22 protein-coding genes and 1 tRNA gene are annotated in these 24,365 nt (G+C 67.5%); 6 read left to right on the plus strand and 17 right to left on the minus strand.

Translation table 11 applies throughout. The annotated features are described in order from the left end of the window. Positions 1-202 precede the first annotated feature (202 nt). The 4 genes from tig to AC5IG3_RS14280 form a co-directional block, all read right to left on the minus strand. The gene (gene tig / locus AC5IG3_RS14265) at positions 203-1,510 is read right to left on the minus strand and encodes a trigger factor (protein ID WP_491906964.1); all 1,308 of its coding nucleotides are present in this window, start codon (positions 1,508-1,510) and stop codon (positions 203-205) included. Positions 1,511-1,567: 57 nt separating this feature from the next. Next, positions 1,568-1,654: transfer RNA gene (locus AC5IG3_RS14270), tRNA-Leu, on the minus strand. A gap of 69 nt (positions 1,655-1,723) precedes the next feature. Next, positions 1,724-4,885 carry an efflux RND transporter permease subunit gene (locus AC5IG3_RS14275; RefSeq protein WP_491906965.1) on the minus strand — a complete coding sequence of 1,054 codons (3,162 nt, stop codon included), beginning with the start codon at positions 4,883-4,885 and terminating at the stop codon, positions 1,724-1,726. Positions 4,886-4,904: 19 nt separating this feature from the next. Then, entirely contained in the window at positions 4,905-6,038 is a 1,134-nt protein-coding gene (locus AC5IG3_RS14280; protein WP_491906966.1) for an efflux RND transporter periplasmic adaptor subunit, read from the minus strand. 102 nt (positions 6,039-6,140) lie between these two features. Between AC5IG3_RS14280 and hpnC the strand changes: the two genes are divergently transcribed. Genes hpnC through hpnE form a run of 3 tightly spaced genes read left to right on the plus strand, consistent with a single transcriptional unit; the run spans position 6,141 to position 9,145 of the window. Next, positions 6,141-6,959, plus strand: coding sequence for a squalene synthase HpnC (gene hpnC / locus AC5IG3_RS14285; RefSeq protein WP_491906967.1), 819 nt, complete (start codon positions 6,141-6,143; stop codon positions 6,957-6,959). Positions 6,960-6,990: 31 nt separating this feature from the next. Further along, positions 6,991-7,827 carry a presqualene diphosphate synthase HpnD gene (gene hpnD / locus AC5IG3_RS14290; protein WP_491906968.1) on the plus strand — a complete coding sequence of 279 codons (837 nt, stop codon included), beginning with the start codon at positions 6,991-6,993 and terminating at the stop codon, positions 7,825-7,827. A 1-nt stretch (position 7,828) separates the two neighbouring features. Continuing rightward, complete coding sequence (hpnE, locus tag AC5IG3_RS14295) at positions 7,829-9,145, plus strand: hydroxysqualene dehydroxylase HpnE (protein WP_491906969.1); 1,317 nt, start codon at positions 7,829-7,831, stop codon at positions 9,143-9,145. On the opposite strand, the gene icd is transcribed toward hpnE, so the two are convergent. From icd to hemN, 3 genes are all read right to left on the minus strand, one after another. Then, entirely contained in the window at positions 9,101-10,357 is a 1,257-nt protein-coding gene (gene icd / locus AC5IG3_RS14300; RefSeq protein WP_491906970.1) for an NADP-dependent isocitrate dehydrogenase, read from the minus strand. The genes hpnE and icd overlap by 45 nt on opposite strands. An 81-nt stretch (positions 10,358-10,438) precedes the next feature. Beyond that, the gene (locus AC5IG3_RS14305; protein WP_491906971.1) at positions 10,439-11,191 is read right to left on the minus strand and encodes a sulfite exporter TauE/SafE family protein; all 753 of its coding nucleotides are present in this window, start codon (positions 11,189-11,191) and stop codon (positions 10,439-10,441) included. A gap of 32 nt (positions 11,192-11,223) precedes the next feature. Beyond that, a complete protein-coding gene (hemN, locus tag AC5IG3_RS14310; RefSeq protein ID WP_491906972.1) occupies positions 11,224-12,702 on the minus strand; it encodes an oxygen-independent coproporphyrinogen III oxidase in 1,479 nt (492 codons plus the stop codon). Positions 12,703-12,885: 183 nt separating this feature from the next. Here hemN and fnr point away from each other — a divergent pair, with 183 nt between their 5' ends. Beyond that, positions 12,886-13,623: a fumarate/nitrate reduction transcriptional regulator Fnr gene (gene fnr, locus AC5IG3_RS14315; protein ID WP_491906973.1), complete on the plus strand. Its 738-nt coding sequence runs from the start codon at positions 12,886-12,888 to the stop codon at positions 13,621-13,623. 31 nt (positions 13,624-13,654) lie between these two features. On the opposite strand, the gene AC5IG3_RS14320 is transcribed toward fnr, so the two are convergent. The 9 genes from AC5IG3_RS14320 to AC5IG3_RS14360 are packed head-to-tail and all read right to left on the minus strand — an operon-like array spanning position 13,655 to position 21,585. Further along, positions 13,655-13,990, minus strand: a complete 336-nt coding sequence (locus tag AC5IG3_RS14320) for a hypothetical protein (RefSeq protein ID WP_491906974.1) — start codon at positions 13,988-13,990, stop codon at positions 13,655-13,657. Continuing rightward, positions 13,987-14,259 carry a hypothetical protein gene (locus tag AC5IG3_RS14325; RefSeq protein ID WP_491906975.1) on the minus strand — a complete coding sequence of 91 codons (273 nt, stop codon included), beginning with the start codon at positions 14,257-14,259 and terminating at the stop codon, positions 13,987-13,989. The genes AC5IG3_RS14320 and AC5IG3_RS14325 overlap by 4 nt, the downstream gene beginning before the upstream one ends. Positions 14,260-14,286: 27 nt before the next feature. After that, entirely contained in the window at positions 14,287-15,732 is a 1,446-nt protein-coding gene (ccoG, locus tag AC5IG3_RS14330) for a cytochrome c oxidase accessory protein CcoG (protein WP_491906976.1), read from the minus strand. A 20-nt stretch (positions 15,733-15,752) separates the two neighbouring features. Then, entirely contained in the window at positions 15,753-16,682 is a 930-nt protein-coding gene (gene ccoP, locus AC5IG3_RS14335) for a cytochrome-c oxidase, cbb3-type subunit III (RefSeq protein WP_491906977.1), read from the minus strand. After that, positions 16,675-16,869, minus strand: coding sequence for a cbb3-type cytochrome oxidase subunit 3 (locus tag AC5IG3_RS14340; RefSeq protein WP_491906978.1), 195 nt, complete (start codon positions 16,867-16,869; stop codon positions 16,675-16,677). The genes ccoP and AC5IG3_RS14340 overlap by 8 nt, the downstream gene beginning before the upstream one ends. A gap of 7 nt (positions 16,870-16,876) precedes the next feature. Then, positions 16,877-17,500 carry a cytochrome-c oxidase, cbb3-type subunit II gene (gene ccoO / locus AC5IG3_RS14345; protein WP_491906979.1) on the minus strand — a complete coding sequence of 208 codons (624 nt, stop codon included), beginning with the start codon at positions 17,498-17,500 and terminating at the stop codon, positions 16,877-16,879. Positions 17,501-17,518: 18 nt separating this feature from the next. After that, positions 17,519-18,958: a cytochrome-c oxidase, cbb3-type subunit I gene (gene ccoN, locus AC5IG3_RS14350; RefSeq protein ID WP_491906980.1), complete on the minus strand. Its 1,440-nt coding sequence runs from the start codon at positions 18,956-18,958 to the stop codon at positions 17,519-17,521. Positions 18,959-19,018: 60 nt separating this feature from the next. After that, a complete protein-coding gene (gene ccoS / locus AC5IG3_RS14355) occupies positions 19,019-19,222 on the minus strand; it encodes a cbb3-type cytochrome oxidase assembly protein CcoS (protein ID WP_491906981.1) in 204 nt (67 codons plus the stop codon). A 14-nt stretch (positions 19,223-19,236) separates the two neighbouring features. Beyond that, positions 19,237-21,585, minus strand: a complete 2,349-nt coding sequence (locus tag AC5IG3_RS14360) for a heavy metal translocating P-type ATPase (RefSeq protein WP_491906982.1) — start codon at positions 21,583-21,585, stop codon at positions 19,237-19,239. A 55-nt stretch (positions 21,586-21,640) separates the two neighbouring features. On the opposite strand from AC5IG3_RS14360, the gene AC5IG3_RS14365 reads away from it, so the two are divergent. After that, a complete protein-coding gene (locus AC5IG3_RS14365; RefSeq protein WP_491906983.1) occupies positions 21,641-22,162 on the plus strand; it encodes a DUF192 domain-containing protein in 522 nt (173 codons plus the stop codon). A 24-nt stretch (positions 22,163-22,186) separates the two neighbouring features. Here the strand turns inward: AC5IG3_RS14365 and AC5IG3_RS14370 are convergent, their stop codons facing one another. Next, a complete protein-coding gene (locus tag AC5IG3_RS14370) occupies positions 22,187-23,089 on the minus strand; it encodes a patatin-like phospholipase family protein (RefSeq protein ID WP_491906984.1) in 903 nt (300 codons plus the stop codon). 248 nt (positions 23,090-23,337) lie between these two features. Between AC5IG3_RS14370 and AC5IG3_RS14375 the strand changes: the two genes are divergently transcribed. Next, complete coding sequence (locus AC5IG3_RS14375) at positions 23,338-24,312, plus strand: sulfite exporter TauE/SafE family protein (protein ID WP_491906985.1); 975 nt, start codon at positions 23,338-23,340, stop codon at positions 24,310-24,312. Positions 24,313-24,365: the final 53 nt, after the last annotated feature.

Raw genomic sequence — 24,365 nt, forward strand, 5'->3', positions numbered from 1 at the left:
CTGGCTGATGGATCGGTATGGCGGCGGTCCCAGCCACAAAACCAGCGAGGACCTCCACTTCAAAGTGGTTCTGATTATGGCGCCTGCCCAAACCGGTGCATGCCCGCCAAATACACCCTGAATGTGACAAGGGGCGCCTTGTAGCGCCCCTTGCGTGATGTCGGCGATGCGCCCAGACCCGATTCGATCGGGCCTGCCGCGATCAGGCGCCCATCAGTTCGTCGAAAGGCAGCACCTTGTCGGTGACCTTGGCGCCGCCGAGCACGAACTCGGAAACGTTGTTCTCGATCACGACCGCCTCGACTTCGGCCAGACGCTGCTGGTCACCGAAGTACCAGCGCACCACCTCTTCCGGCTTCTCGTAGCTCTGGGCCAGTTCGTCGACGTGGGCCTTGAGCTGGTCCGGCGTAGCCGTCAGCGCGTTGGCACGCACCAGTTCAGCCATCGTCAGGCCCAGGCGCACGCGGCGCTCGGCTTGCGGCTGGAACACTTCGGTCGGGATCGGAGCCTTGTCGGCGTCCTTGATGCCGCGCTGCTTGAGGTCGTTGCGAGCGTTCTCGACCAGACGGCCGAGTTCGTTGTCCACCAGCGCCTTGGGCAGGTCGAAGGTGGCCAGCGTTTCCAGCGCGTTCATCACGGCCTGCTTGTTGCGGGCAGCGACGCGGAACTTGACTTCACGCTCGAGGTTCTTCTTGATGTCGGCGCGCAGGCCATCGACCGTCGCGTCAGCGATGCCAAGCGACTGGGCAAACGCCTCGTCGACTGCGGGCAGCGTCTGCGCTTCGATCTTGGTGAGCGTCACCAGGAAGTCGGCTTCCTTGCCGGCCACGTCAGCGCCGTGGTAGTCGTCAGGGAACTTGAGCGGGAAGGTCTTGGACTCGCCAGCCTTCATGCCGCGCACGGCGCGCTCGAACTCTTCGAGCATGCGGCCTTCGCCCAGGATGAACTGGAACGCTTCGGCCTTGCCGCCGGCGAAGGTTTCGCCGTCGATCTTGCCTTCGAAGTCGATGGTGACGCGGTCGTCGTCGACGGCGGCCTCGCCCTGGGCGCGGTCAGTAAACGTGCGACGCTGCTTGCGCAGGATGTCGAGCGTGCGGTCGATGGCAGCGTCGGTCACTTCGGTGGCCACGCGCTCGATCTCCAGGCCGCTCAGTTCACCCAGGCTCACGTCCGGGTAGACCTCGAAGGTCGCGTCGAAGTTGACCTGGCCTTCAGCCGAGCTCTCTTTTTCAGAGATGTTCGGCGTGCCGGCCACGCGCAGCTTGGCTTCCATGGCCGCCTGGGCAAATGCCTGGCCGACCTTGTCGTTCATGACTTCGTACTGAACCGAATAGCCGTAGCGCTGTGCGACCACGCCCATGGGCACCTTGCCGGGGCGGAAGCCGTCGGCCTTGGTGGTGCGAGCCAGCTTCTTCAGGCGTGCCTCGACTTCGTTCTTGATCTCATCGGCCGACAGCGTCAGCGTGATCCGGCGCTCGAGCTTGTCGAGGGTCTCCACAGTAACAGCCATTCTTGGTGCTCTTTCGGTTGCTTTGATCTGATGCGCCTCGGCTGAGGCGCGATGTTCTGGTGCGCGGGGCCGGACTCGAACCGGCACGCCCGTGAAGGCGTCAGGACCTAAACCTGGTGCGTCTACCAATTTCGCCACCCGCGCGGAAGTCCTGGGGCTGGGCCGTGAACGCACTGGGAAAGTGCATCCACGACAAGCCGTCAACCCAACATTCTAGCGGGCCGCCGCATTCGGCTCACGCCGAACCCGGAACCAAGCCGCATACATGGCCGGCAGCGCCAGCAGCGTGAGTGCCGTGGCTACGATCAGCCCGCCCATGATCGCCACCGCCATCGGCCCCCAGAACACGCTGCGCGACAGCGGCACCATGGCCAGCACGGCAGCCGCAGCCGTCAGCACGATGGGCCGGAAACGCCGCACTGCCGACTCGACGATCGCGTCCCACGCCGTCACGCCGCGCGCGCGTTCCTGCTCGATCTGGTCGATCAGGATCACCGAGTTGCGCATGATCATGCCCATCAGCGCGATCACGCCCAGCAGCGCCACGAAGCCGAACGGCCGGTTCAGCAACAGCAGCGCGCCCGCCACACCGGCAATGCCGAGCGGGCCGGTCAGGAACACCAGCAGCGAGCGGCTGAAGCTCTGCAGCTGCAGCATCAGCAGCGTGAAGATCAGGAACAGCATCACCGGCACGCCGGCGGCAATCGAGCCCTGGCCCTTGCTGCTCTCGGCCACCGCACCGGCAATCTCGATGTCGTAGCCCGGCGGCATGCGCTCGCGCAGCTTGGACAACGCGGGCCACACCTCCGCGGTGACGGTCGGGCCCTGCAGGCCTTCGGCCACGTCGCCCTGCACGGTGACCGCAAACTTGCGGCCCTCGCGCCACATCACGCCCGGCTCGAAGCGGTAGCCGATCCTGGCGATCTGCGTCAGTGGCACCGGCTTGCCGCTGGCCGTGGGCACGTAGGCCGAGCCGAGGTCGGTGATGGCGTCGCGCTCATTGGGCGGCTGGCGCAGCACGATGTCGATGAGCTTGTCGCCCTCGCGGTACTGGCCTATGTTGGTGCCGCTCAGCAGGGTGCGGCTGGCCTGGGCGATGCCCTGGCTCGTCACACCCAGCGCGCGAGCCTTGTCCTGGTCGATCTCCAGGCGCAGCACCTTGATGGACTCGTTCCAGTTGTCGTTCACGCCGCGCATGTTCGGGCTGGCGCGCAACAGGTCCTTGGCCTGGTCGGACCACTGCCGCACGATCTGCGCGTCCGGCCCGACCACGCGGAACTGCACCGGATACGGCACCGGCGGCCCGTTGGGCAGCAGCTTGACGCGGCCGCGCACCTCGGGGAACTCCTCGGCCAGCAGGGCCGGCAGGCGTTTGCGCAGGGTCTCGCGCTCGGCCAGCGACTTCGGCAGCACGATGGCCTGGCTGACGTTGCTCTGCGGGAAGATCTGGTCCAGCGGCAGGTAGAAGCGCGGCACACCCGAGCCGACCCAGATCGTCACGCTCTGCACGCCAGCCTCCTGCAGCAGGCGCGCCTCGAAGCGCTTGGCCGCCGCCTCGCTCTCCTGAATGGTCGAACCTTCGGGCAACCACAGTTCGACCAGCACCTCAGGCCGGCTCGAATCCGGGAAGAACTGCTGCTGAACCTTGCCCATGCCGGCCAGGCCGAGCACGAAGACGCCGATCGTCAGCCCGATGGTGATCCAGCGGTGCGCCACGCACCAGTTCACCATGCGCCGGAAGCGCTGGTAGAACGGCGTGTCGAACAGCTCGTGCGCCTGCCCGTCCGGGCCCACCGCATGCGGCTTGACGCGCAGGAACCGCGCGCCCAGGTACGGCACGAAGTAGACCGACACCACCCACGAGATCAACAGCGCCGCCGACGTCACGGCAAAGATCGCGAAGGTGTATTCCCCCACGGTCGACTTGGCCATGCCGATGGGCAGGAAGCCCGCTGCGGTGATTAGCGTGCCCGTCAGCATGGGCATGGCCGTCACGTCGTAGGCGTAGGTGGCGGCGTAGAGCTTGTCGTGGCCCTCTTCGAGCTTGCGCACCATCATCTCGACCGCAATGATGGCGTCGTCCACCAGCAGCCCCAGCGCGATGATCAGCGAGCCCAGCGAAATCTTGTGCAGCCCCACGCCCCAATACAGCATGGTGACGAAGGTGATGGCCAGCACCACCGGAATCGTGATGCCCACCACCAGGCCGGGCCAGATGTCGATGCGGAAGCCGAAGCGTCCGGGCCGGGTGTGCAGCCCCAGGCTGATGAAGCTCACCGCCAGCACCACCACCACCGCCTCGATCAGCACCTGCACGAACTCGCCGACCGACTTCTGCACCGCGTCCGGCTGGTTCTGGATCTGGCCCAGTTCCACGCCCACGGGCAGGTCGGCGCGGATCTTGGCGGCCTCCACCTGCAGTGCCTGGCCCAGCGCGATGATGTCGCCGCCCTTGCCCATCGACACGCCCAGCGCCAGCACCGGCTTGCCCTGATGGCGCACGGAAATGGCCGGCGGGTCGACGTAGCCGCGCCGGATCTGCGCGATGTCACCCAGCTTGAGCTGACTCGCCGCGCCCGTGGCCGGGTTGACCGCCCGGATCGGCAGCCGCGCCAACTCATCGACCGTGTTGAACTGCCCGCCCACGCGCAGTTGCAGGTTCTGGCTGCCGCCATTGAGCACGCCCGCGCCTTCGACCGCGTTCTGCGCGCCGATCTGCGCAATCACCTGGTTCAGGTCCAACCCGAGCGAGGCCAGCCGCTGGCCCGGAATCTCGATGAAGAGCTTTTCGGCCTGCGCGCCGAAGACCTCGACCTTGGCGACCGACGGCACGCGCAGCAGTCGGCCGCGCACGCTGTCAGCAAACTCGCGCAGCTCTTCCGGGCTGAAGCCGTCGGCCGACAGCGAGAAGATCGTGCCGTACACGTCGCCGAACTCGTCGTTGTAGAACGGCCCGATCACGCCGGCCGGCAGCGTGCTGCGCATATCACCAATCTTCTTGCGCACCTGGTACCAGACCTGCGCCACCTCGCCCGGCGGCGAACTGTCCCTGATCTGGAAAATCGTCACCGACTCGCCCGGCTTGGTGTAGCTGCGCACGATGTCGGCGTAGGGCACTTCCTGCAGGGTTTTCTCGATCTTGTCGGTCACCTGCTCGGCCATCTGCTGCGCCGTGGCGCCCGGCCACTGCGCCTGCACCACCATGGCGCGGAAGGTGAAAGGCGGGTCTTCGTCCTGGCCGAGCTGGAAGTAGGACACGAAGCCCAGCACCGTCAGCACGATCAGCAGATAGCGCGTCAGCGCCGGGTGTTCGAGCGCCCAGCGCGAGATGTTGAAGCCCGAGCGCGGCGCGGTGTCATGGGTGTGGATCTGCATGGCGGAGGCTCCTGCCGGCTCAGCGTGAAGCGGCCGGGGCCGTAGGCATCGTGGCCGCTGTGGCAGAAGCGCCCGGGCGCACCGGCTCCACATAGCGCTTGACCTTGAGGCCCGGCGTCAGCACGTGCAGGCCGGCGCTCACGACTTCCTGCCCCGGCTGCAGGCCGGCGCTGATGAGCACGCGATTGGCGTCGGCACCGCCCACCACCACCGGCTGTGGCTGCACCGTCATGGTGGCCGCGTCCAGCAGCCAGACCACGGCGCGCCCGCCCTGCTCGCCCACTGCCGCCAGCGGCAGCGCGATCTGCTCGCTGCGCGCTGCGCCGGGCAGCATCACCGTGGCGGTCTGGCCGAGGCGAACTTCAGCCTTGCCCAGATCGGCCTTGACCTGGAAGGTGCGCCCAGCCGGATCGGCTGCCGCAGCGACCTCGCGCACCGTGGCCGCGATGTCGCGCTCATCGCCCCACAGCCGCACCTTGATCGCGCCCGGCTTGCCTTGCAGCGCGCGCACCGCGGCCAGGCGGTCTTCGGGCACCTGGAACACCACGTCGCGCGGGCCATCGTGCGCCAGTCGCAGCACCGGCGTGCCGGAACTCAGCACCGCGCCCGGCTCGGCCTCGACCGCCGTGACCACGCCGGCCGCTTCGGCCAGCAACTGGCTGTACTGCGCCTGGTTGCCCTGCACACCAGCCTGCGCACGCGCCTGCGCCAGCGTGGCCTGCGCGGCTTTCTGGGCCGATTCGCGCCGCTCCAGTTCGGCCGCGCCGATGAAGCCTTGCTCGTGCAATTCGCGGTTGCGCTTCAGATCGGCGTTGGCCTGGTCGAGGTTGACCTGCGCGGCATTGACCGCCGCCTGCGCCGCATCGTTGCCCAGCCGCAGATCGGTGGCGTCCAGCTGCGCCAGCAACTGGCCAGCCTTGACGCTCTGGCCCACATCCACCAGCCGCTTGAGCAGCTTGCCACCGACCCGGAAACCAAGCCGCGACTCGGTGCGCGCCTTGATCTCCGCCGCGTACTCCTGCGTGCTGGCGCCCGCCTGGGCGCCCACGCTGAGCGTGCGCACCGCGCGCACCGGCTCCGGCGCAGGCTCGCTGCGGCTGCAGGCGACAAGCGCGACCAGCAGGCTGAGAGTGAGTGGGGCAAGTGCGCGCATGAGACCTCGGCTGAAAAATGAGAAATCAGATAATGACTGACCGGTCAGTAATATACGAGACCGCTTCCGCGCTTGTCAAACCCCAACGGGATAATCGCGCCCATGTCGGTTGATCACTACGAAAACTTCCCCGTCGCCTCGTGGCTCTGCCCGCCACGACTGCGTCCGGCCATTGCCGCCATCTACTGGTACGCCCGCACGGCGGATGACTTGGCCGATGAGGGCGACGCCCCGCCCGCCCAGCGCCTGCAGGACCTGGCCGACTTCCGCGCCGACCTGCTTGCGGTGGCGGGCGGCCAGCCGCCCTCGCCGCGCTGGCCGGGCGTGTTCGGCCCGCTGGCGCCGGTGCTGCGGCAGTACGCGCTGCCGCTGGATTTGCTGCTGGCGCTGCTGTCGGCCTTCGAGCAGGACGTCACCCGCCACCGCTACGCCGACCGCGCCGACCTGCTCGACTACTGCGCCCGCTCGGCCAGCCCGGTCGGCCGGCTGCTGCTGCACCTCTACGGCGTGCACGACGCCGCCGTGCTGGCGCAGTCGGACGCCATCTGCAGCGCGCTGCAGCTGATCAACTTCTGGCAGGACCTGAGCGTCGATCTGCCGCGCGACCGGCTCTACATCCCCTTGAGCGACTGCGCCGCCGCCGGCGTCGACCCGGCGCACCTGCTGGCCGGCCACGATACGCCCGCCGCCCGTTCGCTGGTGCTGCAGCAGGCGCGCTGGGCGCGCGAGCTGATGAACCAGGGCGCGCCGCTGGTGCACCGCCTGCCGGGCCGCATCGGCTGGGAACTGCGTCTGGTGGTGCAAGGCGGGCTGGGCGTGCTCGGGCAGATCGATGCGCTGCAGGGCGCATCCCTGATCCGGCGCCCGCGTCTGCGCAGTTGGCACGCCCCGGCGGTGCTTTGGCGCGCGCTGCGTATGTAAAGACAGGCTGCCTACCCACGACAATCACCCCATGACTCCAGAACAATATGTGCAGGAAAAAGCCGCCGGCAGCGGCTCGAGCTTCTACTACGCGTTTCTCTTTCTGCCGCCGCCGCGCCGGGCCGCCATCACCGCCTTCTACGCCTTCTGCCGCGAGGTCGATGACGTGGTCGACGAGGTCTCCGACGCCAGCATCGCCGCCACCAAGCTCGCCTGGTGGCGCGCCGAAGTCGGCCGCGCCTATGCCGGCCAGTCGCAGCACCCGGTGATGCAGGCGCTGATGCCGCACGCCGCCCTCTACGACATCCGCGCCGAGCACCTGCTGGCCGTGATCGAAGGCTGCGAGATGGACTTGCAGCAGAGCCGCTACCTCGACTTCGCGGGCCTCACGCGCTACTGCCACCTGGTGGCCGGCGTGGTGGGCGAAGTGGCGTCGGGCATCTTCGGCCGCAGCGATGCAAAAACCATCGCCTACGCCCACAAGCTCGGGCAGGCGCTGCAGCTCACCAACATCATCCGCGACGTGGGCGACGACGCCCGGCGCGGCCGCATCTACCTGCCTGTGAACGAGCTCAAGCAGTTCGACGTCAAGGCGCAGGAAGTGCTCAACCGCGGCTACAGCGAGCGCTTCACCGCGCTGATGCGCTTCCAGGCCGAGCGGGCGCACCAGGCGTACGACGAGGCGTTGGCGCTGCTGCCCGAGGCCGACCGCCGCGCCCAGAAACCCGGCCTGATGATGGCCAACATCTACCGCGCGCTGCTGCGCGAGGTCGAGGCCAGCAACTTCCAGGTGCTGCACCAGCGCATCTCGCTCACGCCGGTGCGCAAGCTCTGGATCGCGATGCAGACCAACTGGCGTGGCCGCTGAGGTGAGGTTAGCCGTCATCGGCGCCGGCTGGGCCGGGCTGGCGGCGGCGGTGCACGCCACCGAACGCGGCGCGCAGGTCACGCTGATCGACATGGCACCGCAGGCCGGTGGCCGGGCGCGCAGCCTGGGTTCGCCCGCTGAAGCGCATCGGCTCGACAACGGCCAGCACATCCTCATCGGCGCCTACACCGACACGCTGGCGCTGATGCGCCAGGTCGGCGCCAACCCCAACGCGCTACTGCAGCGCAGCCCGCTGGCGCTGCTCGACCAGAACGGCCTCGGCCTGCGCCTGCCCACCGGCCCGGCCATGCCGGCATTCGCACGCGGCGTACTGGCGCTGCGGCACTGGGCGCTGGGCGAGCGCCTCGCGCTGCTAACAGCAGCGGGCGGCTGGCTGCTGCGTGGCTTCAAATGCGATGCGGGCTGGAGCGTCGACCACCTCTGCCGCCGCCTGCCACTGCGCGTGCGGCGCGAGCTGATCGACCCGCTGTGCGTGGCAGCGCTCAACACGCCGGCCGCGGAGGCCAGCGCCAGCGTGTTTCTGCGCGTGCTGAAAGACGCGCTCTTTGCCGGCCCCGGCAGCAGTGACCTGCTGATTCCACGCGTGCCACTGGCCGAGCTGTTGCCCGAGCCGGCGATGCGCTGGCTGGCGGCGCACGGTGCGCAGGTTCAACTCGGGCGCCGCGTGCAGACCCTGCAGCGGCAAGGCCCAAACTGGCGGGTCGATGGCGAGTTGTTCGACCACGTCATCCTGGCCTGCAGCGCCCGCGAGGCGGCACGGCTGACGGCCACCGTCGCGCCGGACTGGTCGGCCCAGGCCGCTGCCTTGCGTTATGAGCCGATCGTGACCGCCTACGTGCACGCCCCCGGCGCCCGGCTGGCCGCGCCGATGGTGGCGCTGGCGGAAAGTGCGCAGTCACCGGAGCAGACACCGGCGCAATTCGCCTTCGACCACGGCGCGCTCGGCGGGCTGGACGGCCGCTTTGCGCTGGTCATCAGCGGCGCGGCCGACTGGGTCGAGCACGGCGCGGACATCACCGCGGCGGCCTTGCTGGCGCAGGCGCATGAAGTGCTGCGTTGGCCGGCTGGCGCTGCGCCGGCAGCCATCAAGCTTGAACAGCTGGTGACCGAAAAACGCGCCACCTTTGCCTGTACACCCAATTTGCAGCGGCCAGCCGCGCAGGTGGCGCCGCAGTTGGGAGCGGCGGGCGACTACATCGCCGGGCCGTATCCCGCCACGCTCGAAGGCGCGGTGCGCAGCGGGCGGGCCGCGTCAGGCCATCTGGTCGATCATCACCTGACCAAAACCCGAGCATGACACCTGGGTCGCGCCCTCCATCAGGCGGGCGAAGTCGTAGGTGACTTTCTTGCTGGCGATCGATTTCTCCAGCGAGCGGATGATCAGGTCGGCCGCCTCGACCCAGCCCATGTGGCGCAACATCATCTCGGCCGACAGGATCTCGGAGCCGGGGTTGACGTAGTCCTTGCCGGCGTACTTGGGCGCCGTGCCGTGGGTGGCTTCGAAGCAGGCGATCGAGTCGCTCAGGTTGGCGCCCGGGGCGATGCCGATGCCGCCCACCTGTGCGGCCAGCGCGTCGGAGATGTAGTCACCGTTGAGGTTGAGCGTGGCCACCACCGAGTACTCGGCCGGGCGCAGCAGGATCTGCTGCAGGAAAGCATCGGCGATGACGTCCTTGATGACGATGTCGCGGCCCGACTTGGGGCTCTTGAACCGGCACCACGGGCCGCCGTCGATCGGCTCGGCGCCGAACTCGCGCTGAGCCAGCGCGTAGGCCCAGTCGCGGAAGCCCCCTTCGGTGTACTTCATGATGTTGCCCTTGTGCACGATGGTCACGCTGGGCTTGTGGTTGTCGATGGCGTACTGGATCGCCTTGCGCATCAGGCGCTCGGTGCCCTCGATCGAGACCGGCTTGACGCCGATGCCCGAGGTCTCCGGGAAGCGGATCTTGGTGACGCCCATTTCCTCTTGCAGGAACTTGATCAGCTTGCGGGCCTTGTCACTCTTGGCCTCGTATTCGATGCCGGCGTAGATGTCCTCGGAGTTCTCGCGGAAGATGACCATATTGGTCTTCTCGGGCTCCTTCACCGGCGAGGGCACGCCCTTGAAATACTGCACCGGGCGCAGGCAGACGTAGAGGTCCAACTCCTGGCGCAGCGCAACGTTCAATGAGCGGATGCCGCCACCGACCGGCGTGGTCAGCGGGCCCTTGATCGACACGACGTAGTCCTTGAGCACCTGCAGCGTCTCGGCCGGCAGCCAGACGTCGGGGCCGTAGACCTGGGTGGCCTTCTCGCCGGCGAAGATTTCCATCCAGTGGATCTGGCGCTGGCCGGCGTAGGCCTTGGCCACGGCGGCGTCGACCACCTTGATCATCACCGGGGTGATGTCCAGGCCGATGCCGTCGCCCTCGATGTACGGAATGATCGGGTTGTGCGGCACGTTGAGCGAGAAGTCCGCATTGACGGTGATCTTCGCGCCGCCTGCTGGCACCTGGATATGCTGGTACATGGATCGAGCTCCGGACATCACATGGGTTTGGGGGAAACCTCTAATTTTAGGTGGCTGCCCCTGCCGCCTGGTTGACGCTGTTCAGCTGGCACACCAGGCGTACAGCGGCACACCAACCGAATGCCACAGCGTCCAGCCGACGATGGCGGCCATCGACGCCCCCGCCAGACGCAACGCCACGCCGTTGAAGGCGGCGCTCGTGCCAGCCGCATCAGCGCCCGCCAGGCGGGGCAACCAGCGCAGCCAGACGTAAGGGCCGATCAGCAGGCCCAGGCTGCTGGTGACGGCAAACGCCAGCATCACCGCGCCGCCCTGCACCGGGCCGGAGGCGACCGCCGCCACCAGCAAGGCCGCGTGCAGCAGGCCGCAGGGAATGGCGGGCCAGAGCAGGCCGATGCCGGCGGCCTTGAACTCGCCCGGCACGCGCCGCTTTACCACCTGCACCCGCGCCAGCCCCGCACCCAGTGGCGCCGGGCGACCCAGGCCTTCCAGCCACGCCTGCAACGCCAGCGGCAAGCGGCCACTGGCGAGCATCCACAGGCCGAGCCCGAGCAGGCCAAGTTGCAGCAGCAGCCAAAACGGCCGGATCCAGCCGGCGGCATCACCCATCCAGCGCAGCGCTTCCATCGCCGTCGCGACCACCGCCCCGGCCAGCGTGTAGCCCACCAGCCGCCCCAGCAGCAGCGCGGCCAGCGTGCGCCGGGGCTGGGCTGGCCCGCGGGTCGACGAATGGGCGCGCACCACCGCCGCGCAGCCGGCGCCGCACATGCCGGCGCAGTGCGGCAGGCCCGCCAGGCCCATGACGGCGGCGGTGAAAAGCAACGCGTTACTCATGGGTGCAGAAGGATTGCGGAGGCTGTGACGCGTCAGATGATGCGCGAAAACCGCTCGCGGGCCTGATCGGCGCGCAGGTGGCGGTCAAACACCATCGCCACCGAGCGCACGAAGTACCAGCCCAGCGGTGTGAGCGCAAAGCCGTCGTCGTTGAGGGTCAGCAGGCCGGATTCGGCCAAGTCCTGCAGCTCTTCCAGCTCGGCCGCGAAGTAGCGACGCACGTCGATCAGGTGCGCCAGCGACACCGACTCGAACGACAGCCGGCCGTGGCACATGATGGCCATGATCACCGCGCGGCGCACCACGTCGTCGCGCGTGAGGCTCAGGCCGCGCACCACCGGCAACTCGTCGCGCAGCAGCAGGTCGTAGTACTCGTCGAGCGTCTTGGCGTTCTGGCTGTAGGTGGCGCCGACGCGGCCGATGGCCGACACGCCCAGCGCCACCAGATCGCAGTCCGGCTGCGTGCTGTAGCCCTGGAAATTACGGTGCAACCGCCCCTGCCGCTTGGCCAGCGCCAGCGGATCGTCGGGCAGCGCGAAGTGGTCCATGCCGATGTACTGGTAGCCATGGCCGATGAAGCCGCTGATGGCCTGGCCCAGCATCGCGACGCGGTCGCCGCCCGAGGGCAACTGCTCGATCACGATGCGCCGCTGCGGCTTGAAGCGCTGCGGCAGGTGGGCATAGCCGTAGAGCGCGATGCGGTCGGGGCGGAGTGCCGCCACCTGCTCGACCGTGCGCGCAAAGCTCTCGGCCGTCTGCAGCGGCAGGCCGTAGATCAGGTCGACGTTGATGGACGCAAAGCCGAGTTCGCGCGCATCGGCCATCAGTGCCTGGACTTGCGCGAGCGGCTGTTCGCGGTGCACGGCGCGCTGCACGTCGGGATCGAAGTCCTGCACGCCGAAGGACACGCGGTTGAAGCCGATGTCGATCAGGTGCTGCAGGCGCGCGCGCGTCACGGTGCGCGGGTCGACCTCGACCGAGCATTCGGCCTGCGGCAACAGCTGGAAATGGCGGCGCAGATCCCGCATCAGGCGGTCGAGTTCCTCGTCGCTCAAAAAGGTGGGCGTGCCGCCGCCCAGGTGCAGCTGGGACACCGGCGTGTTCACGCCCAGATCGCGCGCGACCAGGCTCATCTCGCGGGACAGCGCATCCAGGTAGCCGGTGGCGCGGTCATGGTCGCGCGTGACGACCTTGTTGCAGGCACAGTAGTAGCAAACCGATTCGCAAAACGGAATGTGCACATAGACCGACACCGGTGCGCCCGACCCTGCCACGCCACCGGTGCCGCGCTGGCTCAGCGCCCGGCGATAGTGATCGGCCGTGAAGGCCTCGACGAATCTGTCGGCGGTCGGGTAAGAGGTGTAACGCGGCCCGGGCCGGTCCATGCGGCGCAAAAGATCGTCCGTCAGCCCTTCCGGCGTGGTTTTGACACCCACACCGGTATGGTTTTGAACCGAAAGTGCGTTACCGCACAGAGGAGCAGACAGACTTGATGTTGAACTCAGATTCATCAACTGCACTTTGCCGTTCGCGTCACACATCAACTTGACTTGACTCAATCCTGTCGCAGGCAAGCTGTAAAAAAATCACACTCTGTTGATCCATTCCAGACGATGTGTGTCACAACACACCACTCGCTCCTTTTTTGCGCACCAGGGAGTGCCTGCACTTCAACCCTAATAATCATCAGGACCATGCAAGATACCCATCACACTGCCCGCCTTGACGCCCTCAAGGTCGCCTGCTCGGCCTGCAATCTGCGCGAGCTCTGCCTGCCGGTCGGGCTGTCGGAAGAAGAAGTCCACTCGCTCGATGAGATGGTCAACTCGCGCCGCGCCGTCAAGCGCGGTGAGGCGCTCTTCCACGCCGGCGAGCCGTTCACCGCGCTCTACGCCGTACGCACCGGCTTCTTCAAGACGCTGGTGACCGCCGCCGACGGCCGCGAGCAGGTCACCGGCTTCCAGATGGCGGGCGAACTCATCGGCCTGGACGGCATCAGCACCGACCGCCACGCCTGCAACGCCGTGGCGCTGGAGGACTCGCAGGTCTGCATGATTCCGTACACCCAGCTGGAGACGCTGTCGCGCGAGTTCACGCTGCTGCAGCACCAGTTCCACAAGATCATGAGCCGCGAGATCGTGCGTGACCACGGCGTGATGCTGCTGCTGGGCAGCATGCGCGCCGAGGAGCGCCTGGCGGCCTTCCTGCTCAACCTGACCCAGCGCCTGCAGGCGCGAGGCTTCTCGGCCAGTGCGCTGGTGCTGCGCATGACGCGCGAGGAAATCGGCAGCTACCTGGGCCTGAAGCTCGAAACCGTGAGCCGCACCTTCTCGAAGTTCCAGGATGAGGGCATCCTGGAGGTCAAGCAGCGCGACATCCGCATCCTGCACCAGGACTTGCTGCAGCAGATCGTCAACGGCGCGAGTTACTGAGTCTGCCCCTGACCTTGCCATTGATCTCGGGCTAACGCGACCGGTTGAGCAAGCCTGGCTCGCGCAGCAATAACTGTGTGAGCCCGCCCGCCACGCTGATCACGGCCCAGAAAATGAAAAACGCGCTGGTGTAGATGGCCGACCGCGGCCACTCAAGAGGCCCGCCGCCCAGCCAGTGCAGGTCGTGCGGATCGACCATCGCGAAGACCAGCATCTCGGTCACGCCCGCCATCAGGAAGGCCGGCCACAGCACCGCCCACAGCCGGCGGGAAAACTCCGACAACGGGTGGCCTGTCGGCGCCTCGATGTAGTCGGTGGCCACCGATTCGGCTGCATCGGCGCTGCCCTGCGGGTCAGGCCGGCTCATAGACCGCCCGTGGCTGCGTGATTGCGAGCCTTCATGGCGGGCTGCTGTGACGCACGCCCCTGCAGGTCGTCGGCCGGACGCTGCGGGATCACGGTGGGCTCCATCGACAGCACCGGGTCCGGGTGGTTGATCACCAAGATCGCTGTCACCACGCATGCCAGGATCACCGACAACGGGCCGCTGATGACCAGCCACACCATCGGCTCACGCCACCAGGGTCGCGACAGAGACGGGGAAACCGACGGGGACAAGGGGGAAACAGCAGCCATCTTGATTACTCCGGTCAACCCGCGCGGTCAGCGCGGCACCATGAAGGTTGATTTCTCGCGCAGCACCAGCGGGGCGCTGCCCTCGGCAGGATTCAGGCGCTGGATGTCGAACTCGATGTTGTGCGCGCCGGTGCCGGCACGCTGCGCCACCTCGGGCGGCACCTGCACGGCCAGCGTCACCCAGCGGGCCTCGGCGGCGCCCACCTCGACGTCCGTTGCGCTGGCCAATGTCAGCTCGGGCAGCCCTTGCACCGTGATGCGGAAACGTTCGGTCGACTCCGCCGCATTCATGATCTGCAGGCGATAGACGTTCTCGATGCGTCCGTCATCGACGATGCGTGCCAGCGAGGCCCGGTCACGCACCACATCGACCTTGAACGGCGTGCGCAGCCACAGGCTCGCGCCCACGCCCAGCACGATCAGGCCCAGGATGGCGGCGTAGATCAGCACGCGCGGACGCACGGCGCGCTTGAGCATCTGCGCGCGACTCCAGCCGTTGTTCAGGCTGTTTTCGGTGGCGTAGCGGATCAGGCCGCGCGGGTACTGCATCTTGTCCATCACGCCGTCGCACACATCGATGCAGGCGGCGCAGCCGATGCATTCGTACTGCAGGCCCTGGCGGATGTCGATGCCGGTGGGGCACACCTGCACGCATAGGCCGCAGTCGATGCAGTCGCCCAGGCCGGCGGCGCGGGCGTCGATCTTGCGGCTGCGGGTGCCGCGCGGATCGCCCCGGGCGGCGTCGTAGCTGATGATGAGCGTGTCACGGTCGAACATCGCGCTCTGGAAGCGCGCGTACGGGCACATGTACTTGCAAACCTGCTCGCGCATGTAGCCGGCGTTGCCGTAGGTGGCGAAGCCGTAGAACAGCACCCAGAACCACTCCCATGGGCCGAAACCGAGCGTGAACGCCTCGGCCCACAGCGTGTGGATCGGCGTGAAGTAGCCGACGAAGGTGAAGCCGGTCCACAGCGCAAACGTCATCCAGGCAACCTGCTTGCCGCCTTTGCGCAACCACTTGTTGAGCGTCCACGGGCCGGCATCGAGCTTCATGCGCTGCATGCGGTCGCCCTCCAGCCGGTGCTCGATCCACAGGAAGATCTCGGTGTAGACCGTCTGCGGGCAGGCATAGCCGCACCACAGCCGCCCGGCGATGGCCGTGAACAGGAACAGCGCGTAGGCCGAGATCACCAGCAGCCCGGTCAGGTAGATGAAGTCCTGCGGGTAAAGCACCAGGTCGAAGATGTAGAAGCGCCGGGTGCCCAGGTCGAACAACACCGCCTGCCGCTGGTTCCACATCAGCCACGGCAGGCCGTAGAACACCAGTTGCGTGAACCACACCAGCGCCCAGCGCCACTTGGCAAACAGCCCGTTCACCGCACGAGGGTAGATCTTCCTGGTCTTCTCGTAGAGCGAGACCAGCACAGGCTCGCCCGGTGCGGCGACGGGAGGTTTGTCGAGGGACGCAGACACGGTGTGGAGACCCGCTGAAGTTACTTCGTGTTGAGCGCCGTCTGTGCTGCCGGCTTGCGCGACAGGCTCCAGACGTAGGCGGCCAGCACGCGGATCTGCTCGGGCGTCAGGCGCGTGGCGTGCTGAGGCATGACGTTGACCTTGCCGTTGTTGATCATGGCGATGATGGTCTCCTCACCCCAGCCGTGCAGCCAGACCTTGTCGGTCAGGTTGGGCGCGCCCAAGGCCTGGGTGCCCTTGCCGTCGGCGCCGTGGCAGGCCGCGCAGGCCGCAAACTTGGACTTGCCCAACTGCGCCTGGATGCTGTTGTGCGCACTGCCCGACAGGCTCAGCACGTAGTGGGCCACGTTCCTGACGTCCTCGGCGCTGCCCACGGCGGCGGCCATCGGCGGCATCATGCCCTGGCGGCCTTCGGCGATGGTCTTGGCGATGTAGGCGTCACCGCCGTCGCCGCCCATCCAGTCGCCGTCGGTCAGGTTGGGGAAGCCCTTGCTGCCGCGCGCGTCCGAGCCGTGGCAGGTGGCGCAGTTGTTGACGAACAGGCGCTCGCCAATGCCCATGGCGCCGGTGTCGGCGGCCAGCGCCTCGACCTTCATGCCGGCGTAGCGGCCGTAGACCGCCTTCATCGCCTGCTCGGCCTTGGCCTGTTCCAGGGCGTGCTGGCCGGCGCTGCTCCACTTGAGCGCGCCCTCCGAACTGCCGAGGCCCGGATAGAGCGCAATGTAGATGCCCGCAAACACGATGGTCAGCACGAACAGGCCCATCCACCAGCGCGGCAGCGGGTTGTTGAGCTCCTTGAGGTCCTCGTCCCAGACGTGGCCCGTGGTGTTGTCGCTGGACATGACCTTGCGCCGGCTGGCGATGATCAGCAGCGCCAGACAGGCCAGCAGGCCGAGGATGGTGACGGCGGCAATGAAGAGCGACCAGCCGCTGTTGGAGAAATCACTCATGGCGGCCTCCGGAGGAGTTCTGTGGCTTCTGTTGCAGGCGGTCATCCAGGAAAGGAAGATCGGCTGCTTCATCGAAACGATGCCGGTTGCTGCGCCGATAGGCCCAGACAACGATGGCCAGGAATGCGGCGAATGACAGCAAGGTCACTGCGCTGCGCAGGATGTTCAGGTCCAGGTCCAGGTCCATGTCTGCCTCACTTGCCCGCGGTGCCCAGCACCTGCAGATAGGCCACGACCGCATCCATCTCGTTCTTGCCCTTGAGCTCGTCGGCGGCCTTGGCGATTTCGTCGTCGCTGTACGGCACGCCCACGGTGCGCAGCGCGCGCATCTTGGGCGCCACGTCGGCCGGGTTGAGCACGTTGGTGTTCAGCCAGGAGTAGGCCGGCATGTTCGACTCGGGCACCAGGTCGCGCGGGTTGTTCAGGTGCACGCGGTGCCATTCGTCGCTGTACTTGCCACCGACGCGGTGCAGGTCGGGACCGGTGCGCTTGCTGCCCCACTGGAAGGGGTGGTCGTAGACGAACTCGCCCGCCTGCGAATAGTTGCCGTAGCGCAGCGTCTCGGCCCGGAAGGGGCGGATCATCTGCGAGTGGCAGTTGTAGCAACCCTCGCGGAGGTAGACGTCGCGCCCGGTCAGCTGCAGCGGCGTGTAGGGCAGCAGCCCCTGGACCGGCTGCGTGGTCGAGCGCTGGAAGAACAGCGGCACGATCTCGACGATGCCGCCCACCGCCACGGTGAGCAGGATCAGCACGATCATCAGAAAGTTGCTGGTCTCGATCTTCTCGTGACCCCCAAGGGTCTGTTTGTTGTCAGCCATCTTGTTTCTCCTCGCGTTTCAGGCGTGGGCCGGGGTGAACGGAATCGCCACCGCTTCCGGCTTGCCGATGCGCACCGTCATCACCACGTTCCAGGCCATGATCAGCATGCCGCCCAGGTAGAGCACGCCGCCCAGCAGACGGATGACGTAGAACGGATAGGTCGCCTTGACGCTCTCGACGAAGCTGTAGACCAGCGTGCCGTCGGGGTTGATCGCGCGCCACATCAGGCCCTGCATGACGCCGGCAATCCACATCGCGGCGATGTAGAGCACGATGCCGATGGTGGCCACCCAGAAGTGGGTCTCGATCGCCCGGACGCTGTACATCCTGGTGCGGCCGAACATGCGCGGAATCAGGTGATAGAGCGCACCCATCGACACCAGGCCCACCCAGCCGAGCGCGCCGGAGTGCACGTGGCCCACCGTCCAGTCGGTGTAGTGGCTCAGGGCGTTGACGGTCTTGATGGACATCATCGGGCCCTCGAACGTGCTCATGCCGTAGAACGACAGGCTGACGATCAGGAACTTCAGGATCGGGTCTTCACGCAGTTTGTGCCACGCGCCGCTCAGGGTCATGATGCCGTTGATCATGCCGCCCCAGCTCGGCGCCAGCAGCACCAGCGAGAAGACCATGCCCACGCTCTGCGCCCAGTCCGGCAGGGCGGTGTAGTGCAGGTGATGCGGACCCGCCCACATGTAGGTGAAGATCAGCGCCCAGAAGTGGACGATGGACAGGCGATAGCTGTAGACCGGGCGCTCGGCCTGCTTGGGGATGTAGTAGTACATGATCCCCAGGAAGCCGGCGGTCAGGAAGAAGCCCACCGCGTTGTGGCCATACCACCACTGCACCATGGCGTCCTGCACGCCGGCGTAGGCCGAGTAGCTCTTGGTGAAGCTGACCGGAATGGCCGCGCTGTTGACGATGTGCAGCAGCGCCACGGTCAGGATGAAGGCACCGAAGAACCAGTTCGCCACGTAGATGTGGCGAACCTTGCGCATGCCCACCGTGCCGAAGAAGACGATGGCGTAGGACACCCACACCACGGCGATCAGCAGGTCGATCGGCCACTCCAGTTCAGCGTATTCCTTGCCCTGGGTGTAGCCCATCGGCAGCGAGATGGCGGCCAGCACGATCACCAGCTGCCAGCCCCAGAAGGTGAACTGGGCCAGCGCCGGCAGAAAGAGCCGCGTCTGGCAGGTGCGTTGCACCACGTGATAGCTGGTCGCAAACAGCGTGCAGCCACCGAAGGCGAAGATCACCGCATTGGTGTGCAGCGGTCGCAGGCGCCCGTAGCTGAGCCACGGAATGCCGAAGTTCAGTTCGGGCCACGCCAGCTGCGCGGCAATCACCACGCCCACCAGCATGCCCACCACGCCCCACAGCACGGCGGCCAGCGAGAACTGCCTCACCACCGTGTCGCTGTAGACCGCCCCTGCAGTCCGTTGATTCAAAGCCATCGCTTACTCCTTCAAAACGCTTCATTCCGTCCACCCGAATTTTTGGGGCACGGCTCCGGATCACACTTGATCCGTATCAATACGTCGACTTTCATTGACTTTGGCCCCCGTTGGCGCCGCCGGGTTGGTGTCGCCGCGCAACATGCGCTCGCCCTCGCGCTCGATGTCATCGAACTGGCCGCTGCGCAACGCCCACGCGAACAGGCCCATGATCACGAACACCAGCACCACCGACAGCGGCACCAGCAGAAAAAGGATATCCATCGGGTTTGCGCCTTTCAGGCCGGCCGCGTCAGCCGCAGCGCGTTGAGCACCACCAGCAGCGAGCTCAGCGCCATGCCCAGCCCGGCCGCCCACGGCGGCAGCCAGCCCAGCAGCGCCAGCGGCACGCAGGCCAGGTTGTAGAGCAGCGCCCAGGCCAGGTTCTGGCGCACGATGCGCACGGTGCGCCGGGCGGTGTGCAGCAACTCGGCCACGTCACCAATGCGGTCGGACAGCACGATCACGTCCGAGCGCGCCTGCGCCAGCGCTGCGGCGCTGCCCAGCGCGATCGAGACATCGGCACGCGCCAGCACCGGCGCGTCGTTGATGCCGTCGCCCACCATCGCCACCACCTGGCCGCCCTGCTGCAGAGCGGCCAGCGCGGCCAGCTTGTCCTGTGGCGTGCAGGCGGCGCGGTGATCGTCCATGCCCAGCCGGCCCGCCATCAGCGCCACGCTGGCGGGCTGATCGCCCGACAGCAGATGCAGCGTCAGCCCCGACTGGCGCAGCGCCGCCACGCCGGTGGCTGCGTCAGGGCGCAGGGTTTCGTCGAAATCGAAGCGCAGGCGCGCTTGCCATACGACGGATTGGCCGGTTTCGCTGGTTTCGGCGTGGCGCTCGGCCAGCCATACAGCGGGGCCGGCGGGCTGATCGGTGGCGGTTGAGGTCGCGGTCACGCCACACCACGCCGCACTGCCGAGCCGCCAGTGGCTGACGGCGCCTGCCGTGTCCGTCCAGGCCGCCTGCAAGCCGTGGCCGGAATGCTCTTCGACCCCACTCCAGGCGCCGTCGGCCTCTGCGCCCTCACCTTTCGCCAAGGCCTGCGCCAACGGGTGGCGCGAATGCGCCGCCAGACTCACGGCCAGAGCCTGCAGCACCGAGGCCGCCATATCTGATGGGGCAAGCCGCACCACGCCCGCCAACTGCAGGCGGTCCTGCGTGAGCGTGCCGGTCTTGTCGAACAGGACATGCCGCACCCGTGTCAGCACCTCCAGCGCGTCCAGCCGCTGCACCAGCACCCCGCGCCGCGCCAGCTGGCCGGCCGCAGCCAGCAAAGCGACCGGCGCGCCCAGCGACAGCGCGCACGGGCAGGTGACGATCAGCACCGACACGGCCACCCAGACCGCGCGCGAAGGGTCGATCACATGCCAGACCGCGTAGCTCACGCCCGCCAGCACCAGCACCGCCCACAGGAACGGCCCGGCCAGCCGGTCGGCCGAGCGCATGAAGGTCGGCCGCTCGGTCAGCGCCCGCTCGACCAGCGTCACGATGCGCTGGTAGCGCGTCTGCGCGCCCAGTTCGCGCACCCGTATCAGCACCGGCGCGCCCAGGTTGAGACAGCCGGCGCTGACCTCGTCGCCCGGGCCGCATTCCACCGGGCGCGATTCGCCGCTCAGCATGGCCTCGTCGACCTGAGTGCGGCCTTCGAGCACCACGCCGTCCGCTGCGAACGCCTGGCCCACATGCACCCGCACCCGGTCGCCCACCGCCAGCTCGGCCACGGTGACGAGGCTGGCCGCGCCCTGCGCATCAATGCGCTCGACCGCGTCCGGCAGGCGCCGCATCACCGCATCCAGCGACTGCGCCGCGCGGCGCCGCGCCCGGCTCTCCAGCACGCGGGCACCCAGCAGGAAAGTGACGAACATGCTGAGCGAGTCGAAATAGACCTCGCCGCCGCGCGCGGCCTGGGCCGACTCGAAGCTGGTAGCCGAGCTGGCGATGAAGGTCACGGCAATGCCCAGCGCCACCGGCACATCCATGCCGATACGGCCCTCGCGCAGGCTGCGCCACGCGCCGCTGAAGAACGGCCCGGCGGCGAACAGCAGCACCGGCACGCTCAGGATCCAGCTGGCCCAGCGCAGCAGCGCGGCCATGTCGGCGCTCAGCGTGCCAGGGTCGGCCACATACGCGGGCGTGGCGTACATCATGATCTGCATCATGCAGAAGCCGGCCACGAACACGCGCCACAGGGCCTGGCGCGATTCGCGCTCGGCCAGCGCCACGGCTTGCGCGCCGGTATCCGGAAACGCGCCATAGCCGGCACACTGAATGGCGGCAATCAGGTCCGAGGCGCGCGTTTGCGCCGGGTCCCAGCGCACCAGGGCGCGCTGCGCGGCGCCCTGCACCTCGGCATGCTCGACGCCCGGCACGCGCTGCAGGGCGTCTTCGATCAGGCCGGCGCACGCCGCGCAGTGCAGCCCGCTCAACAGCAGACGCGACTGGCCCACGCGCCGCCCGTCGGCGTCAACCTGCCATTGCGTGTAGTCGGCCAGCGTCTGCGGTGCGTCAATGGCGGCGGCCTGAGTCGGCGTCAGGGCGACGGCGGCCACAGCGGCAGCAGCGGGGGAAGCAAGGGTGGCGGGCATGGGGAAATCATCGCGAAGCGTGCGCTATTCTTGCTGCGGCAGATGACTGAACAACATGACTCAAATCAATATTGACCCCTTCTTCCCGCGCCGTAGCCTGCGCTGTGGGCTGGCCGCGACAGGATTTGCCCGTCGAGCGATCCTGGGCGCACTGGCGCTGCTGCTGGCCGGTGCGACGGGCTGGGCCGCCGCGCAGGACGCGCCGCAGAAGCTGCGCAGCATCCGCCTCAACGCCGGCATGCACCTGATCAACGCCGAGGTGGCGCAGAACGGCGCCGAGCGTCAGACCGGCCTCATGAACCGCCCGGTGATGGCCACCAACGACGGCATGCTGTTCGTGTTCGAGGCGCAGGAAGTGCACTGCTTCTGGATGAAGAACACGCTGCTGCCGCTGTCGATCGCGTTTCTGGCCGACGACGGCAGCATCGTCAACATCGCCGACATGCAGCCGCACAGCGAGGCCTCGCACTGCCCCAAAAAAGCGGTGCGCTACGCGCTGGAGATGAACCAGGGCTGGTTTGCCAAGCGCGGCCTGGGCGCGGGCAGCAAGATCGGCGGCGGGCCGTTCAAGCCCTGACGCGCCCAAGGCGGCCCGGCCGGCTCAGTGCGCCCGCGCGGCCAGCCGGGCCTTGAGATCGGGGAGCATGGCCAGCGCGATCTCGCGCCCGGCGGCAATCGAGCGCTTGCGGGCGGCGAAGTCGGCGCTGGAGACGCCGTTGAGCCGGGGGCGCAGCACCACGTCGGCCTCGCGCAACTCGAAGTTGTTGATGCTGCGGCCCATGATGGAGAACGTCTGCAGCAGCATGCGCATGGCGTCGCCGGTGTTCTTGCCGTCGGGCGGATCGGTGATGTCGACCGCGATGACGAAATCAGCCCCCATCTGCTTGGCATAGCGCACCGGCACCGGCGCGACCAGGCCACCGTCCACGTACTCGCGCCCACCGATCTTGACCGGCTGGAATACCGCCGGCACGGCACTCGAAGCCCGCACCGCCTGACCCGCGTCGCCACGCCGGAACAGGATCGGCTGACCATCGTCCAGGTCGGTGGCGACGATGCCCAGCGGCAGTGCCATCTGCTCGATGGTCTTGCCACCGGTGGACTTGCGCACAAAGCGCGCCAGCGCGTCGCCGCGAATGGCACCGCGCAGCGGAAAGGCCCAATCGGTCAGGGTGGCCTCGTCCATGCCGGCGGCCATCACACCCAGCTGGCGGCCGCTGTGGCCCGAAGCGTAGAGCGCCGCCACCAGGCTGCCGGCCGAGGTACCCACCACCAGATCGGGCTTGATGCCGTTTTCCTCCAGCACCTGGATCACGCCGATGTGCGCAAAGCCGCGCGCCGCACCACCCCCCAGCGCCAGGCCGATGCGCGGCGGCTTGGGCACAGGCTTGGGGGCTGGCGGCACCACGACCACCGGAGCGACAGGCGGCTCGGCATCGACCTCGGCGTCCGGCGGCGCCTCTGGCCTGACGGCAGGCGGAGGCGCGGAGGCCGGAGTGGACACGGGGACAGGCACGGGCAGCGGCAAAACCGAGCAGGCACTCAGCGCAACGGCCAACCCCAAGGTCAGCCACGCTCGCGCCGCAGCCGTTTTGAGGAGCAGGGTAAGGGGTGATTTCAAAGTCTTTTTAGCTGTCATTTGATATAAGTTTCAGACAATTCTGTATTTATGGTTATTTAGACCCGCTTCTAACATGCGGGCCGCTGACGATACCGAGCCTGGTGCGTCCCCGCCCAGTCTCTCCTGTTCCCATGAAAATCCGCGATCTCGACCTGTCCGACAGCCCCCTCAATGCCGAACACCTGGCGCTGGGCCTGCCGCCGCTGGAAAACGAGTTTTCCCACCCCTCGCAACACCCGGTGCTGCGGATGGCGATGTGGTCGGTGATTTTCCTACTCGGCGGCGTGCTCCTTTATCTGGGCATGCGGCTGTTCAATCAGAGCAACGGCCAGAGCGGCTTCGAGGTCATCTCGCAGACCCTGCAGGGCCAGGCCTTCTGGAGCGCCGTGGCCGTGGGGCTGCTGGCGCAGACGGTGGATGGCGCCCTCGGCATGGCCTATGGCATCACCTCCACCAGCTTTCTGCTCGCGGCCGGCACGTCACCCGCCGTGGCCAGCGCCAGCGTGCACATTGCCGAAGTCTTCACGACCGGCATCTCGGGCGTCTCGCACATCAAGCTGGGCAACGTCGACCGCAAGCTGTTCCTGCGGCTGCTGATTCCGGGCATGCTCGGCGCGGTATCGGGCGCCTGGGTGGTGTCGAGCATCGATGGCACGGTCATCAAGCCCTACGTGGCGGGCTACCTGCTGATCATGGGCCTCTACATCATCAGCAAGGTGTTTCGCACCATCAAGACCAACGGCGGCGAGCCGCGCCACGTGGCCAAGCTCGGGCTGGTGGGCGGCTTTGTCGATGCGGTCGGCGGCGGTGGCTGGGGGCCGGTCGTGACGACCACGCTGGTCGGCAAGGGCCACAATCCACGCACCACCATCGGCTCGGTCAACCTGGCCGAGTTTTTCCTGACCTTCGTGAGCGCCATGGTGTTTGCCGTGCTGGTGGACGAAGGTCCGTGGCCCACCGTGGCGGGGCTGGTGGTCGGCGGCCTGTTTGCCGCACCGTTTGCTGCCGTGCTGACCCGGATGCTGCCCACGCGGGGCCTGTTGATCCTGGTGGGCACCGTGATTTCGTTGATCAGTTTCTTCAACATCTACAAAGCACTGCATTGACCGCCTTGGCGCCCTGAGCGGCGCCGGTCCAGGCTCTGCACCCTGTCGAGAGA

Source organism: Leptothrix sp. (in: b-proteobacteria), from assembly GCF_965250675.1.
Taxonomy (GTDB): Bacteria; Pseudomonadota; Gammaproteobacteria; order Burkholderiales; family Burkholderiaceae_C; genus Sphaerotilus.